We start from the raw sequence: 14,213 nt of genomic DNA, 5'->3' as shown, positions 1-14,213 counted from the left end.
GTATCTGAACTGGCTGTCATCAGATCGACAGTTCTCTCAGTACATTTACAAGGTCTTTCTTGATGGGTTTGTCATTTTTGATGGCTTTCGTGAAAGGAACGTATACCACTTCATCGTGGTCAATGCCTATCATGACATTGCGCTGTCCTTCCATGATGGCGTCGATGGCGGCTGCGCCCAGACGGCTGGCAAGGATACGGTCGTGTGCCGTAGGACTACCACCGCGTTGCAAGTGACCGAGGATGGTTACGCGTACGTCATATTGGGGGTATTCGTTCTTTACACGCTCTGCATAGTGCATGGCACCGCCGGTCAGTTCACTCTCGGCTACCAGTACGATACTGCTGTTCTTGGATTTCCGGAAACCGTTCTTGATGAATTCTTCCAGTTGGTCTACTTCCGTACTGAATTCCGGGATAATGGCTGCTTCTGCTCCGGAGGCGATGGCGCCGTTCAGAGCGAGGAAACCGGCATCGCGTCCCATGACTTCTACGAAAAACAAGCGCTCATGGGAAGTGGCTGTATCACGGATTTTGTCCACAGCATCCAGGATCGTGTTCAGCGCGGTGTCGTAGCCGATAGTGGTATCTGTTCCATAAAGGTCATTGTCGATAGTTCCCGGCAGCCCGATACAAGGCACGTCAAACTCTTGTGCAAAGATACGAGCACCGGTCAGCGAACCGTCGCCTCCGATAATCACTAAGGCGTCAATGCCTTCTTTCTTCATGTTGTCGTAAGCAATCTGGCGGCCCTCGGGAGTCGTGAACTCTTTGCAGCGGGCTGTCTTCAAGATTGTACCACCCAGCTGGATGATGTTGCTGACATTTTGGCTTTTGAATTCTTTGATTTCGCCGGTTACCAGACCTTTGTAACCTCTATATATACCTTTAACTGAAAGTCCGTTGTAAATAGCCGAACGTGTCACGGCACGTATGGCTGCGTTCATTCCCGGAGCATCACCTCCTGATGTCAAGATACCAATGCACTTAACTGTTCCCATAACAATCTTTTTGTTTAGTATTAATAATCATGATGAAAAATAGATTTGGACTATTTTTTCATGCCGCAAAGATAGTAAAAAGCTGAGGCGGTGACTAATAAATTACGTTAATTTGCTGTTCCAAAAGGATGACAAACTGTTATTTAAGTTTTGACTTTATGGCTTCTGAAATTTCTTCCATCAGCCATTTGGGGGTGGAAGTGGCTCCGCAGACACCGATGGAATTGGCACCGGCTAACAGAGAACTATCTATTTCTTCGGCACTGTCTATCAAATGTGAATTGGCATTGACTTTTTTACACTCACTGAACAGCATCTTGCCGTTAGAGCTTTTTTTGCCGCTGACAAAGAATATTAAATCATGGGAAGCTGCAAATTTCCGGATATTAGGTATCCGGTTTGCTACTTGTCGGCAGATAGTGTCATAGGACTCGAAAGTGACTTTCGGTGAGATATGTCCCTCTATGTATTTCACAATGTTTTGAAATCCGTCCAGAGATTTTGTGGTCTGGGAATAGAGCCGGATGTCTTTGCTGAAATCCAGTTTCCTTGCCTCTTCCTGCTTTTCAATAACGATGGCCTTTCCCGTAGTTTGACCTACCAGTCCCAGTACTTCGGCGTGTCCATTTTTGCCATAGATGACAATTTGTTTGTCTTGGCCGTCTTCCTGGACATACTCTTGCTTTATCTTCTTTTGCAGGCGGAGTACGACCGGGCAGGTTGCGTCAATGATTTCTATATTGTTGCGGCGGGCAATGTCATAAGTTTCGGGGGGTTCTCCATGAGCGCGAAGCAACACCTTGGCGTTGTGGAGGTGGTTGAATTCCTCATGGTTGATGGTAATCAGTCCCATTGCTTTCAGGCGTTCCACTTCACGGCTGTTGTGCACGATATCTCCCAGACAATAAAGGGTTCCTCCTTTCGCCAGTTCCTCTTCTGCCTTGTTTATTGCGGTGACAACTCCGAAACAGAAGCCGGAGCCTTCGTCTATTTCTACTTTTGCCATATCCGGTTCAGTTCTTCTCCTTTATAACCCGTTCGAATTGTTCGGCCAGCCATTCCTTTTGTTGGGAAATGGTCAGGTGGCTGTTGTCCAACAATAAAGCGTCAGAAGCTTTGCGCAGCGGACTTACTTCCCGGTTTTGGTCAATATAGTCCCGTTGTTTCACATTTTCCAGAATTTCGTCAAAGCTGGCTTCTTCCCCTTTGGCCTTCAGTTCATCATAGCGGCGTTGTGCCCGTATTTCGGGGCTGGCAGTTACAAAAATTTTCAGCTCGGCATCCGGGAAAACGGTAGTGCCGATGTCGCGCCCGTCCATAACGATGCCTTTGGCCTTGCCCATCTCTTGTTGCTGTGCCACCATAGCTTCGCGTACGAAATCCAATGCTGCAATGGGACTGACACGTGAAGACACTTCCATGGTACGGATTTTGTTTTCTATATTTATTCCGTTCAGGTAGGTGTCCGGGCGTCCGGTTTCGGGGTTCAGGCGGAAAAAAATATGTATATCCTTTATTAGACTTTTAAGTTTTTCGGTATCTATGCGGTCACCCTGGAAAATACCATTCTCCATACTATATAATGTTACTGCCCGATACATGGCACCGCTATCTATATATATGTAGCCGATTTCGCGGGCGAGGTCTTTGGCCATAGTGCTTTTTCCGCAAGAGGAAAAGCCGTCGATTGCTATTGTTATCTTTCTCATGACTTTTATACTATAGTTATATAGGTATAACACCTGCAAAACAGAAAATTTCAATATTTCATTTAAAATTCTTGCCAAAGATACGGTATTTTTAAAATATCTCGTTACATTTGTGGCACAAAAGCACATGGAGGCTTTTGAAGGATTAAAAAAATGAAAATGGAGCGCCTATTGTGTAAAAAAAAACAGCAGTGCGTGAACATTCTTGGGAAAAGTGCTATATTTGCCCCAAATGAGAAACACTAAAATTATATTATAAATTATGGAAATTAAGAAATCACCTAAGGCAGACTTGGAGAGTAAGAAGTCGACTTGGCTGCTTGTCGGTTATGTGATTGTGCTCGCTTTCATGTTTGTTGCGTTCGAGTGGACAAAGCGTGACATCAAGATTGATACGAGCCAGGCTGTTGCCGACTTAGTATTTGAAGAGGAAATTATTCCTATTACGGAACAACCGGAGCAGGTTACTCCTCCGCCCCCCGAAGCTCCTGCAATTGCAGAAACCTTGACTATTGTTGAGGACGATGCTGACGTGGAAGAAACTGCTATCGTATCTTCTGAAGAATTGAACCAGGCTGTGGAAATTAAATATGTTCCCGTAGCAGTGGAAGAAGAAGAACCGGAAGAACAGACTATTTTCGAAGTGGTAGAACAGATGCCTGAATTTCCGAATGGTGGTATGGCTGGTCTGATGCAGTATCTGAGCAAGAATATCAAATATCCTACTATTGCACAGGAAAACGGAACTCAAGGTCGTGTAACTGTACAGTTCGTGGTTAATAAGGATGGTAGTATTGTAGATGCTAAAGTTTTGAGAGGTGTTGATCCGTATTTGGACAAAGAAGCTGTCCGCGTGATTATGGGTATGCCGAAGTGGAAGCCCGGTATGCAGCGTGGTAAACCCGTTCGCGTTAAGTATACTGTACCTGTAATGTTTAGATTGCAGTAATAAAATATCTATAAGTGGGAGAGGCTGCCGGAATGCAGCCTCTTTTCATTATCCGCTATTTCCTAAATTCTGAAAATGTCATGTTTACAGCTTCCGAGCTTTTAGAAAGAATAAATTCTCATATTGCAGAATTGCAGTTTACCCGTACTCCTCAAGGTTTATATGCTCCCATTACCTATGTGCTGTCCATGGGTGGAAAAAGAATCCGTCCGGTATTGATGTTGATGGCCTACAATCTGTATCAGGAGGATATTACCCGTATTTTTAATCCTGCAATGGGTATTGAAGTGTATCATAATTATACTCTTTTGCACGACGACTTGATGGATCGTGCAGACCGTCGCCGTGGCAAGGATACAGTACATAAAGTCTGGGATGACAATGCTGCCATTCTTTCGGGGGATGCAATGCTTGTATTGGCTTATCAGTTTATGGCTCAATGCCCGGTTGAACATTTGAAAGAAGTGATGGATATATTTAGCTTGACCGCACTTGAAATCTGTGAAGGGCAACAGCTGGATATGGAGTTTGAACATCGGAAAGATGTGAAGGCAGAGGAGTATCTGGAAATGATTCGTCTGAAAACTTCGGTATTGTTGGCTGCAAGTCTGAAGATTGGTGCTCTTTTGGGAGGGGCTTCATCTGAAGATGCGGAGCTGTTGTATGATTTTGGCATGAACTTGGGTGTCGCTTTTCAGTTGAAAGATGATTTCCTGGATGTTTATGGCGATGCTGCCGTCTTTGGAAAGAATATTGGAGGTGACATTCTGTGCAATAAAAAGACCTACATGCTGATAAAGGCTTTTGAACATGCGGATGAAGGCCAGTTGACTTATTTGAATGCTTGGGTGGATGCTGTTTCATTCAATCCGGAGGAGAAGGTTGCTGCGGTGACGGAACTGTATAACCAGATTGGTGTCAAGGAGTTGTGTGAGAAAAAAATGGAAGAGTATTGTGAGCGCGCAATGGAAAGTTTATTGGCGGTGAACGTGGCGGATGAAAAGAAGGAAGAATTGAAGAGCTTGATGGCTAACTTGATGCATCGGGAAGTGTAACTTAAATCCGGGAGAAATGCCTTATAGAAGATTGCCTAATACAGATCAAGCGAGAATACGGGCGCTGAAAGCAGTGGTCGTCAAGGGTGATATATGTAATGTGTATGATTTGGCCGTATCTTTGAAGGCGTTGACTGATGCGCGGAATTTTCTTACAAAGTTTGAAGCTGCGCAAGCTTATTATGCCGACTGTTTTGAGCGGCAGGCTCGGGCGGGACGTAAGCATCAGGCTAATGTAAAGACTGCCCGTCTGTATATTTCTCATTTTATCCAGGTGTTGAATTTAGCTGTCATCCGTTCTGAAGTGCGTATTGCTCATAAGGAATATTACGGTTTGGACACAAGCAACAATAATGTGCCTGATTTATCGACAGAGCCTGCTTTGGCAGAGTGGGGGCGTAAAATCGTGGATGGGGAAAACAAGCGTATATCTCAGGGAGGAATTCCCATTTATAACCCTACGATTGCAAAAGTGAGGGTGCATTATGATATTTTCATGGATAGTTATGAGAAACAAAAGAATCTTCAATTTTTAACAGCCCGCAGTTTGGACACCTTGGCTTCGATGCGTGCAGAAGCGGATGAGTTGATTCTGCATATATGGAACCAGGTGGAAAAAAAATTTGAGGAGGTTACTCCTAATGAGAAACGGTTGGATTTATGCCGTGATTATGGAATAATCTATTATTATCGTACTGGTGAAAAACGCAAAGAGTAAGTTGAAGAATGAGATTGATTGATTCACATTCCCATCTTTTTTTAGAAGAGTTTGCAGGGGATTTGCCCCAAGTGATGGCCCGTGCCCGTGAGGCAGGAGTCACGCATATTTTTATGCCCAATATCGATAGTACCACCATAAAGCCTATGCTTCGGGTGTGTCGTGAATATAAGGGGTATTGCTATCCAATGATTGGGTTGCATCCCACGTCTGTGGATGCGGATTATGAAAAGGAGTTGGATATAGTGGCCCGGGAGCTGGCCTCATCGAACGAATTTGTTGCAGTTGGTGAAATTGGTATGGATTTGTATTGGGATAAGACTTTTCTCAGAGAACAGCAAAGGGCGTTGGGCAGGCAGATTGAGTGGGCTTTGGAATACGATTTGCCGGTAGTGCTGCATTGTAGGGAAGCGTTCGACCATATATATAATGTGTTGAAACTTTATCGGCAGACTCCTTTGAAAGGAATTTTCCATAGTTTTACGGGGACCTCGGAAGAGGCCTGCAGGATTATGGAATTTGCGGATTTCATGATAGGAATAAATGGTGTGGTGACTTTCAAGAAATCAACTTTGCCCGAAGTCTTGAAGAATATTCCTTTGGAACGTATCGTGCTGGAAACCGATTCCCCTTATCTGACTCCGGTTCCCAATCGAGGCAAGAGGAACGAAACCGCATATGTTAAGGATACTTTGGTAAAGGTGGCCGGAATCTATGGGAATTCTCCTGAAAAGGTGGCTCAGGTTACTTCTGATAACGCTTTAAAAGTGTTCGGAATGCTCAAATAAGCTCTTTAAGATTTTAAAGTTTATTAATTTTGAGATTTTATTTAATATAAAACGGGGAGAATGAGGCAGAACAACAAAAAAAAGAATACATTTGTAGCTGAAAACGCTTGTGGTTCGCATTTTTTTTGTAATTTGCACCCGATTTCAGAAAAGGCGTCTATTGGAGAGATGCTCGAGTGGTTGAAGAGGCACGCCTGGAAAGCGTGTATACCCCTAAAGGGTATCCGGGGTTCGAATCCCCGTCTCTCCGCAATGTGATAAAATGGAGATAAAACAACAAATTATAATAAATAAATTAATTAATTAATCTTAAAAAATTAGACACACAATGAAAAAGTTATTTGCAATTGTTGCTGTGATGGGAGTCTTAACATTTGGCTCAACTCAACTTGCTCAGGCTCAAGATGCTCCTGCAGCTGAACAAACTGAACAAGCAGCTGTAGCACCTGCTGCTGACGCTGCTACTCCTGCCGCTATGGAAGCTGCAGAAGGTGGTATCCACAAAGAGATTAAAACAAAGTTCATTGAAGGTACTGCATCTTTCATGAGTTTGGTAGCTATCGCATTGGTTATCGGTCTTGCATTCTGTATTGAACGTATCATTTATTTGAGTTTGGCTGAAATCAATACAAAGAAGTTCTTGTCTGCTATCGAAGCTGCTTTGGAAAAAGGTGACGTTGAAGCTGCTAAAGACATCGCACGTAACACAAGAGGTCCTATTGCTTCTATCTACTATCAAGGTCTGATGAGAATTGACCAAGGTATTGACGTAGTAGAAAAGTCTGTAGTATCTTATGGTGGTGTACAAGCTGGTTACTTGGAAAAAGGTTGCTCTTGGATCACACTGTTCATCGCTATGGCTCCGTCTTTGGGATTCTTGGGTACTGTAATCGGTATGGTGCAGGCATTTGATAAGATTCAGCAGGTAGGTGATATCTCTCCGACGGTTGTAGCAGGTGGTATGAAGGTTGCCTTGATCACTACTATCTTCGGTTTGATTGTTGCTTTGATTCTGCAGGTATTCTACAACTATATCTTGTCTAAGATTGAAGCTTTGACAAGTGAAATGGAAGATTCTTCTATCTCACTGTTGGATATGGTTATCAAATATGACTTGAAATACAAAAAATAATTAAGATGGCTAAGTTATCATATAAAGTATCATACTACGTACTGTATGTCATGTTCGCTATCATCTTGGTAGTGTTAGGCTTGTTCTACTTCGGTGGAGATGCTCAGGGCGATGCAGTATTGATGAGTGTTGACGCAGAAATGTGGCAACCGGCTCAGACAGACGCATTGATTTATTTGATGTATGTCTTGTTCTTTATAGCTATTATTGCTACCGTGGTTGGTGTTGTGTTCCAATTTGGATCTGCACTGAAAGATAATCCGGGAGCAGCGTTGAAATCTTTGATCGGTTTGGTTATATTGGTTGCAGTTGTTGTTGTTTCTTGGGCTATGGGTAGTGAAGAACCACTCGTTATTCCGGGTTATAGCGGAACTGAAAATGTTCCTTTCTGGTTGAAGCTTACTGATATGTTCCTCTATTCTATCTATATCTTGTTTGCTGGTACAATCTTGGCAATCATTTTTAGTAGCATTAAGAAGAAATTATCATAACCGATTGAGGTAAATCAATCTAAAGAGTAATTACAATGGCAAAAGGAAAAAGAAAAGTTCCTGATATTAACTCAAGTTCTACAGCGGATATTGCATTCTTGTTGCTGATTTTCTTCTTGATCACGACATCTATGGATACTGACCGTGGTTTGGCAAGACGCTTGCCGCCTCCACCGGAAAAAGACCAGAAGATTGAGGACCAGAAGAAGAAAGAACGTAATGTTCTGCAAGTCTTCTTAAATAAGCAGGACCAGTTAATGTGTGGGAATGATTATATTACAGTTGACCAATTGCGTGCGAAAACAAAAGAATTCATTGCCAATCCGTACAATGATGAAACGAAGCCGGAAAAGATTTCAAAGAATGTTGCTTTCTTCGGTACGGTTCAAGTAACGGAAAATCATGTGGTTTCTTTGCGTTGTGACCGCGGTTCTTCCTATAAGGCATATATGGCTGTACAGAATGAGTTGGTAGCAGCTTATAATGAGTTGCGTGATGAATTGGCTCAAGAGAAGTGGCAGAAAAATTATGCTGAGTTGGATCAAGAACAGCAAGATGCAATTCGTGAAATTTATCCTCAGAGAATTTCTGAGGCAGAACCTAAAAAGTACGGAGAAAAGAAGTAATGGGAAAATTTAATAAGACTGGTAAACGTGAGATGCCGGCGTTGAACACTTCTTCTCTGCCTGACCTTATCTTCACCTTGTTGTTCTTTTTCATGATTGTGACAACGATGCGTGAGGTAACATTAAAGGTTGAGTTTAAGGTTCCGCAAGCTACGGAATTGGAGAAACTGGAGAAGAAGTCGTTGGTTACGTTTATCTACGTAGGAAAACCTACTGCCGAATTTCGTAAGAAGTTAGGTAATGAGAGCCGTATCCAGTTGAACGACAGTTATGCTGAAGTTGCTGAAATTCAAGATTATATTATTGGTGAACGTGCCAGTATGAAAGAAGAAGATCAGCCACAGATGACAGTGTCTTTGAAAGTTGACCAAGATACGAAAATGGGTATCGTAACAGATATCAAGGAAGCTCTTCGTCAAGCTTATGCTTTGAAGATTAACTATTCTGCGCAACCGCGTCAGTAAGAGTTGATTTAAGATATAATAAAGGTCGTTTCATTTGTTGAAACGACCTTTATTGTTTTAAGTATATTGGATTTTTAAGATTTCACATTATATACTTCGCAGTAGATGTGTTCCTTTACAGAGTCAAAATCCTTTCCACATTCTATATCTCCATAGGCCATGATGAGCATAGGTAGGTAGTTGTCTCCTGCTTTGTAGGGTGGTTGTTGGTAGGGCTTTTCCCATAAGGAGAATCCTTGCCGTTGATAGAAGTTAATGCGGCGTTTAGCCATTTCTTCTTCGGGTATTTCCACTTCCAAGACGATGGGATGTTTTAAGAGTTGGCACAAATGGTTCAGTACACTCTTTCCATACCCGCCGTTACGCTGTGCGGGGTCAATGGCAAAATGCTCTATATAGTAGAAATGTCCGAAATCCCAGTAAGTGATGAGGCCTACCGGGGTGTTGTTATGGAAGATGATATTGTTATAGAAGTGCGTTTTGGTATCTGTATACTTGCGCAATTCCTCCAGTTCCCGGTACTCCTCTGAAGGGAACGATTGAGTCATTAATTTCTCCATATAGCTGTACAAGTCTGTGTCAGCTGTTGTAATACGTTGAAGTCTGATCATAAGTTCTTTAAGTTTAGTTTGTTCTTATTCTGTATAAAATTCAATGATGCGGCGGATAGCTCGTTGGCAGATAGGACAGAAAGTGGGATATTCATTGGTACGCATGCGGCAATTGTCTGCCGGACGGTAGATGCCTTTGGCAGAATAGCCGGCTCCTTCATATACACCTATGGGATATGTTCCACTTTCAGAAGAGGGAGTAGGAACGGGAGTTCCTTGTGCAAGCATGTCTTCCCACTTGGAGGTGAAATTGATTCTCGTGCTGATATTCTGTTCCCAGGGTTCCACATCTAATGGATAGGTATCTGTCATCACGTCATTGTCATAGAAATATTCATCGGCCAGTCCGCCAAAGCTATGCCCGAACTCATGCACCACAACGGGGCGGAACATTGGATGGTGGGCGGTAGTAAGGGTATAGGAATTATAGATTCCACCGCCGCCATATTCTTCCGTATTGGCAAGGATGATGATGTGTTCATACGGTATTCCAGCCAGCGCATCGTGTATGGATTTGACACGGGAGGTTGTCAGATACCGGTCTGAATAGAATGTGCTGAAATGAGAACTGAATGCTGTCCGTTTCCATTCTCCGAGGCGTGGTACACTTACTCCGCTGTCTTCGGAGGGGCTGGCCACTGTTACAATGTTGAAGTGCTTTTTCATGGACCGGAAGGGTTCGTGGGCAAACAGACTTTCGCAGGCAATGGCTGCATCTTTGTAGAATACCGGCATCTCTTCGGGAGTATATCCTTCTGCAAGGATGGCTACGTCGATGCATTTGTCTGTATTGCCGCTTTGCAGCAGATATTTATGTGGTGTGATGTGGGCAGTACCTTTCTGCTGTATTAGGATATCGTCGGGACTGACCGTATGTTTCATGCTTGCCCGTACATTTCTACGCGGGTCAAGGAGTGTTATTTCTATTTCTGCAGGACGCAGGGGATAGGGAAGGAGGAAGGTGTTTTCGAATCCTTTGGTTACTGCTTTGGCTTCATCTGTTTCCAGCCACTCCTGGAAGAGCGAAGAAAAGGATGTTTTGTAGATTACGCTACCATTGGCTGCATCTCGCATAATGATTTGTCCGTTTCCTTGCAGGGGCAGTTCAGACAAGTGATGCTTCCTTCCTGCCCAAGAGGGGAGACAAGACAGTCCGTCCAGGCATATCTCTTGTTTGGCTGCATTTCCGGTAAAGATATAGTCGATACGCAGGGTCTTATCGGCAAAATAATCGGCAAAGCTTTGGGCATGCAAGGATATTGCTGCCATCAGGCATAATAGGAATAAGGAATACTTTTTCATAACGGTTCATTATTATTGCTACGACAAAGATAATATCTTTAAAGCTCATCTGCAATTTTCCAGTCGTGCGAGATGGAATTTGCGTATACGCTTTGAAATGCCGGATATGCGGTATTATTCTTTTTTTTGTAAGAAAAGTTATAAACCGTATTTTTATTGGCGAAAAAATAGCTAACTTTGCATGTTGCCGTATAGATATGCGGGAGATATAGTAATTTATTAATCATTAGAATTTGAAATGGGACATCATCAGTTGGATACTTTAGACGAACAGATTTTAAAACTTATAGCCGATAATGCACGCATTCCTTTCCTTGAAGTGGCTAGAGCTTGTAATGTATCGGGAGCAGCCATTCATCAGCGCATTCAAAAGCTGACAAACTTAGGTATATTGAAAGGTTCTGAATATGTGATTGATCCTGAGAAGATAGGATATGAAACATGCGCCTATATCGGTATCTACCTAAAGGATCCCGCTTCCTTCGATGCTGTAACGAGAGCATTGGAAGCTATTCCCGAGATTGTGGAATGCCATTTTACAACGGGCAAGTATGATATGTTCATAAAGCTTTATGCCCGCAACAACCATCATTTGCTGAGCATCATACATGATAAGTTGCAGCCGCTGGGACTGGCACGTACGGAAACCTTGATTTCTTTCCACGAAGCCATCAAGCGGCAGATGCCTATAACGGTAGAAGAAGAGGAAGATTAATTCTGCCGGCGGATATAATCGACAAATGCATAAGGGCAGGGATGCTTCTCATCTGCGGGATGAGACTCCCTGCTTTTTTCTTGCCATACAGTCGGAGAGACTTCGGGAAAGTAGGCGTCCACCTGAGTGGCTTCTGCATCCACTTCGGTCAGGCAGAGGGCATTCGCAAAGGGGAGTGCCTGGCGATAAACACTTGCACCGCCGATGATGTAGACGTGTTCGTCGGGCTGGCAACTGTTCAGTGCTTCTTCCAATGAGGGAAAAACTTCTGCACCGGGATAGAGCAAATCTTTTTGAGTGGACAGAACAACGTTGCGGCGGTTGGGAAGCGCGCCTTTGGGGAGAGATTCAAAGGTCTTTCGGCCCATGATAATGGTATTTCCCGTGGTGAGGGCTTTGAAACGCTTTAAATCATTGGGAAGCCAAAATAGCAATCGGTTCTGATAACCGATACCTCTCTTTCTATCTACTGCGGCGATAATACTAATCATATGTGTGTAAAATTCTTTTCTCTTTCTATCTTTTTATTATAGGATTTATACTGACACTTTCCCTGCAATATGCGGATGCGGGTTATAGTTGATCAGCTCGAAATCCTCGAACTTGAAGTCGAAGATGCTTTTCACATCAGGATTGATTCTCATCTGCGGCAAATCCCGCGGTTCACGAGATAGTTGGAGCTTTACCTGCTCCAAATGGTTCAGATAGATATGGGCGTCTCCTAAGGTATGGATGAAATCCCCGGCTTTCAGTCCGGTGACTTGTGCCATCATCTGCAGGAGCAGGGCATAGGAAGCGATGTTGAAAGGCACTCCTAAAAAAATGTCTGCACTACGTTGGTACAGTTGCAGACTCAGTCGTCCGTTGGCGACATAGAACTGGAAGAAAGCGTGGCAGGGAGGGAGGTTCATGTTGTCCAAATCGCCTACATTCCATGCGCTGACTATAATCCGGCGTGAGTCGGGATTGTGCTTGATGGTTTCTACAGCTTCGCTGATCTGGTCGATGGATCCGCCTTTATAGTTCGGCCAGGAGCGCCATTGATACCCGTAGATATGTCCTAGGTCGCCGTTTTCGTTCGCCCATTCGTTCCAGATACGTACACCGTTGTTCTGGAGATATTTCACATTGGTGTCTCCCTGGAGGAACCATAGCAGTTCGTATATGATTGATTTAAGATGCAGCTTCTTGGTAGTAAGGCAGGGGAAGCCTTCATCCATGTTGAAACGCATTTGGTGGCCGAATACGCTGATGGTGCCGGTACCCGTACGGTCGCTTTTCTCTACGCCTTCGGTCAGTACGCGGTTCAGCAGGTCTAAATATTGCTTCATGATGTAATGCTCTGTTTTTATCCGAACGCAAAGGTAGGGGAATTAATTAAAGATTAATAATTAAAAATTAAAAACTTAGAGGAAAGGGGTCATCAAGTTTCCCACCCAGCCTACGAATTTCTTCCATCCGGAACGCTTTTTCCAGACTTCAGGAGTGAGCAGCGTACTGTTTTGCATGTCTCGTTCGAACATGGCATTCAGTTCATTGGTGGTCTTGGGGTCGAAGATGAAAGCGTTTGTCTCGTAGTCGTAGCGCAGGCTGCGGCTGTTGAGATTGGCGGTACCTACTGTGCAAAAAGTGCTGTCTACCATCATTATCTTGGAATGGTGGAAGCCGCCGTTGAAGAGGTATATCTTGGCTCCTTTCTTCATCAGCTTATGTGCTATATAGAATGAGGCATCCGGTGTAAAGGCTATGTCTGACACGGCAGGTATCATGATTTCCACTTCAGTACCTTTTTTCAGTGCGTTCTTGATTGCCTTGCGGATTGATTTGGTCGGAACGAAATAGGGATTCACGATTCGGATATTCTTCTGTGCGGCTTGTATGGAAGCTGCATAGGCATGGCTGATGGAGCGTGGTGTTTCGCGTGGCGTGCGGTCTACGATGGCTATTTCTTCGGCAATACTGTCGGGCAGTTGCGGAATGTCCGGAAAATAGGCGGGACCTCCAACGTGTTGTCCCGTCTCTCGGTTCCACATGGTCAGGAAGATGCCTTGCAGATAGCGCACGGCATCTCCTTCAAGATGTATGTGCATATCGTGCCATTTACCGATTTTAGGCAATCCGTTGATGTAGTAGTCGGCGATGTTCATGCCACCGGTATAACCTATCTTTCCGTCAATTACTACTATTTTCCGATGGTCGCGGTGTATGGCGTGGTTTACCCAGGGAAAAGTGATAGGGTCGAACTTGACGATTTCGATGCCTTGGGCATGGATGGATTTCAGATGGTGTTCCTTCAATGGTTGGTTGTTGGACCAGTTACCGAAGGCATCGAACATGGCGCGGACTTCAACCCCTTCCTTGACCTTCTCTGCCAGAAGGCTGAACAAGGCATTGGCTATGGAGTCGTTGCGGAAATTGAAATATTCCAGATGGATATGATGCCGGGCATGGCGGATATTCTCGAAGAGGTCGACGAACTTGTCATGACCGGTCATCAGTAATTTCACTTCATTGTTGTAAGTAACGGGAGCGCCCATTTCCTTCAAGTAATTCATGACGATGGAATCGCTTGTTGTTTGCGCTTCGATATTCCCAATAGAAAAAACGAATAATGTGATGAATAGAATCTTTCTCAAAACTTTCTCCTCTTATT

Annotated in this window: 17 protein-coding genes and 1 tRNA gene; 10 read left to right on the top strand and 8 right to left on the bottom strand. The window is 43.9% G+C overall.

The genetic code is table 11. From position 1 onward, the window contains the following. Window positions 1–19: 19 nt before the first annotated feature. The 3 genes from pfkA to cmk form a co-directional block, all read right to left on the bottom strand. Window positions 20–1,000, bottom strand: a complete 981-nt coding sequence (pfkA, locus tag DWY57_RS00170; RefSeq protein WP_005827137.1) for a 6-phosphofructokinase — start codon at window positions 998–1,000, stop codon at window positions 20–22. Between the two features lie 139 nt (window positions 1,001–1,139). Beyond that, window positions 1,140–2,006, bottom strand: coding sequence for a 4-hydroxy-3-methylbut-2-enyl diphosphate reductase (locus tag DWY57_RS00165; protein WP_117600028.1), 867 nt, complete (start codon window positions 2,004–2,006; stop codon window positions 1,140–1,142). A 7-nt stretch (window positions 2,007–2,013) separates the two neighbouring features. Beyond that, complete coding sequence (gene cmk / locus DWY57_RS00160; RefSeq protein WP_117600029.1) at window positions 2,014–2,709, bottom strand: (d)CMP kinase; 696 nt, start codon at window positions 2,707–2,709, stop codon at window positions 2,014–2,016. A 262-nt stretch (window positions 2,710–2,971) separates the two neighbouring features. Between cmk and DWY57_RS00155 the strand changes: the two genes are divergently transcribed. The 9 genes from DWY57_RS00155 to DWY57_RS00115 all read left to right on the top strand — a co-directional run bounded on the left by DWY57_RS00155 (window position 2,972) and on the right by DWY57_RS00115 (window position 8,932). Next, window positions 2,972–3,658, top strand: coding sequence for an energy transducer TonB (locus DWY57_RS00155; protein WP_117600030.1), 687 nt, complete (start codon window positions 2,972–2,974; stop codon window positions 3,656–3,658). Between the two features lie 80 nt (window positions 3,659–3,738). Next, window positions 3,739–4,713 (top strand): polyprenyl synthetase family protein, encoded by a 975-nt coding sequence (locus tag DWY57_RS00150; RefSeq protein WP_117600078.1) that lies wholly within the window; start codon window positions 3,739–3,741, stop codon window positions 4,711–4,713. 16 nt (window positions 4,714–4,729) lie between these two features. Continuing rightward, complete coding sequence (locus DWY57_RS00145; protein ID WP_117964112.1) at window positions 4,730–5,431, top strand: hypothetical protein; 702 nt, start codon at window positions 4,730–4,732, stop codon at window positions 5,429–5,431. 8 nt (window positions 5,432–5,439) lie between these two features. Further along, a complete protein-coding gene (locus tag DWY57_RS00140) occupies window positions 5,440–6,219 on the top strand; it encodes a TatD family hydrolase (RefSeq protein ID WP_117600032.1) in 780 nt (259 codons plus the stop codon). Window positions 6,220–6,381: 162 nt separating this feature from the next. Further along, window positions 6,382–6,469: transfer RNA gene (locus tag DWY57_RS00135), tRNA-Ser, on the top strand. Between the two features lie 78 nt (window positions 6,470–6,547). Further along, entirely contained in the window at window positions 6,548–7,351 is an 804-nt protein-coding gene (locus tag DWY57_RS00130; protein WP_117600033.1) for a MotA/TolQ/ExbB proton channel family protein, read from the top strand. Window positions 7,352–7,356: 5 nt separating this feature from the next. Then, a complete protein-coding gene (locus DWY57_RS00125) occupies window positions 7,357–7,842 on the top strand; it encodes a hypothetical protein (protein WP_119961161.1) in 486 nt (161 codons plus the stop codon). 35 nt (window positions 7,843–7,877) lie between these two features. After that, window positions 7,878–8,468 carry a biopolymer transporter ExbD gene (locus tag DWY57_RS00120; RefSeq protein ID WP_119961160.1) on the top strand — a complete coding sequence of 197 codons (591 nt, stop codon included), beginning with the start codon at window positions 7,878–7,880 and terminating at the stop codon, window positions 8,466–8,468. Further along, a complete protein-coding gene (locus DWY57_RS00115) occupies window positions 8,468–8,932 on the top strand; it encodes a biopolymer transporter ExbD (protein ID WP_025833345.1) in 465 nt (154 codons plus the stop codon). Before DWY57_RS00120 ends, DWY57_RS00115 begins: the two co-directional genes overlap by 1 nt. Window positions 8,933–9,006: 74 nt before the next feature. Here the strand turns inward: DWY57_RS00115 and DWY57_RS00110 are convergent, their stop codons facing one another. Together DWY57_RS00110 and DWY57_RS00105 are read right to left on the bottom strand one after the other, a co-directional pair. After that, on the bottom strand, window positions 9,007–9,543 hold the full coding sequence (locus DWY57_RS00110; RefSeq protein WP_117600036.1) for a GNAT family N-acetyltransferase: 537 nt from the start codon (window positions 9,541–9,543) through the stop codon (window positions 9,007–9,009). 24 nt (window positions 9,544–9,567) lie between these two features. After that, the gene (locus DWY57_RS00105) at window positions 9,568–10,845 is read right to left on the bottom strand and encodes an IgA Peptidase M64 (protein ID WP_119961159.1); all 1,278 of its coding nucleotides are present in this window, start codon (window positions 10,843–10,845) and stop codon (window positions 9,568–9,570) included. Window positions 10,846–11,083: 238 nt separating this feature from the next. Between DWY57_RS00105 and DWY57_RS00095 the strand changes: the two genes are divergently transcribed. Continuing rightward, entirely contained in the window at window positions 11,084–11,560 is a 477-nt protein-coding gene (locus DWY57_RS00095; protein WP_005827104.1) for an Lrp/AsnC ligand binding domain-containing protein, read from the top strand. Here the strand turns inward: DWY57_RS00095 and DWY57_RS00090 are convergent. The 3 genes from DWY57_RS00090 to cls form a co-directional block, all read right to left on the bottom strand. Beyond that, window positions 11,557–12,051: a dihydrofolate reductase gene (locus DWY57_RS00090; protein ID WP_119961158.1), complete on the bottom strand. Its 495-nt coding sequence runs from the start codon at window positions 12,049–12,051 to the stop codon at window positions 11,557–11,559. The genes DWY57_RS00095 and DWY57_RS00090 overlap by 4 nt on opposite strands. 45 nt (window positions 12,052–12,096) lie before the next feature. Further along, the gene (locus tag DWY57_RS00085; protein WP_117600039.1) at window positions 12,097–12,891 is read right to left on the bottom strand and encodes a thymidylate synthase; all 795 of its coding nucleotides are present in this window, start codon (window positions 12,889–12,891) and stop codon (window positions 12,097–12,099) included. 75 nt (window positions 12,892–12,966) lie between these two features. Then, complete coding sequence (gene cls, locus DWY57_RS00080) at window positions 12,967–14,148, bottom strand: cardiolipin synthase (RefSeq protein ID WP_259300437.1); 1,182 nt, start codon at window positions 14,146–14,148, stop codon at window positions 12,967–12,969. Window positions 14,149–14,213: the final 65 nt, after the last annotated feature.

The organism is Bacteroides sp. AF25-5LB (assembly GCF_003602965.1).
GTDB classification, from domain to species: Bacteria; Bacteroidota; Bacteroidia; order Bacteroidales; family Bacteroidaceae; genus Bacteroides; species Bacteroides uniformis.
The sequence above is the reverse complement of the archived record's forward strand: the minus strand, read 5'-3'. Positions and strand labels throughout refer to the sequence as shown.

Excerpts from the sequence above, each read along its gene's own strand:
- pfkA (WP_005827137.1), bottom strand. The coding sequence starts at position 1,000 with ATGGGAACAGTTAAGTGCATTGGTATCTTGACATCAGGAGGTGATGCT.
- DWY57_RS00165 (WP_117600028.1), bottom strand. The coding sequence starts at position 2,006 with ATGGCAAAAGTAGAAATAGACGAAGGCTCCGGCTTCTGTTTCGGAGTT.
- cmk (WP_117600029.1), bottom strand. The coding sequence starts at position 2,709 with ATGAGAAAGATAACAATAGCAATCGACGGCTTTTCCTCTTGCGGAAAA.
- DWY57_RS00155 (WP_117600030.1), top strand. The coding sequence starts at position 2,972 with ATGGAAATTAAGAAATCACCTAAGGCAGACTTGGAGAGTAAGAAGTCG.
- DWY57_RS00150 (WP_117600078.1), top strand. The coding sequence starts at position 3,739 with ATGTTTACAGCTTCCGAGCTTTTAGAAAGAATAAATTCTCATATTGCA.
- DWY57_RS00145 (WP_117964112.1), top strand. The coding sequence starts at position 4,730 with ATGCCTTATAGAAGATTGCCTAATACAGATCAAGCGAGAATACGGGCG.
- DWY57_RS00140 (WP_117600032.1), top strand. The coding sequence starts at position 5,440 with ATGAGATTGATTGATTCACATTCCCATCTTTTTTTAGAAGAGTTTGCA.
- DWY57_RS00130 (WP_117600033.1), top strand. The coding sequence starts at position 6,548 with ATGAAAAAGTTATTTGCAATTGTTGCTGTGATGGGAGTCTTAACATTT.
- DWY57_RS00125 (WP_119961161.1), top strand. The coding sequence starts at position 7,357 with ATGGCTAAGTTATCATATAAAGTATCATACTACGTACTGTATGTCATG.
- DWY57_RS00120 (WP_119961160.1), top strand. The coding sequence starts at position 7,878 with ATGGCAAAAGGAAAAAGAAAAGTTCCTGATATTAACTCAAGTTCTACA.
- DWY57_RS00115 (WP_025833345.1), top strand. The coding sequence starts at position 8,468 with ATGGGAAAATTTAATAAGACTGGTAAACGTGAGATGCCGGCGTTGAAC.
- DWY57_RS00110 (WP_117600036.1), bottom strand. The coding sequence starts at position 9,543 with ATGATCAGACTTCAACGTATTACAACAGCTGACACAGACTTGTACAGC.
- DWY57_RS00105 (WP_119961159.1), bottom strand. The coding sequence starts at position 10,845 with ATGAAAAAGTATTCCTTATTCCTATTATGCCTGATGGCAGCAATATCC.
- DWY57_RS00095 (WP_005827104.1), top strand. The coding sequence starts at position 11,084 with ATGGGACATCATCAGTTGGATACTTTAGACGAACAGATTTTAAAACTT.
- DWY57_RS00090 (WP_119961158.1), bottom strand. The coding sequence starts at position 12,051 with ATGATTAGTATTATCGCCGCAGTAGATAGAAAGAGAGGTATCGGTTAT.
- DWY57_RS00085 (WP_117600039.1), bottom strand. The coding sequence starts at position 12,891 with ATGAAGCAATATTTAGACCTGCTGAACCGCGTACTGACCGAAGGCGTA.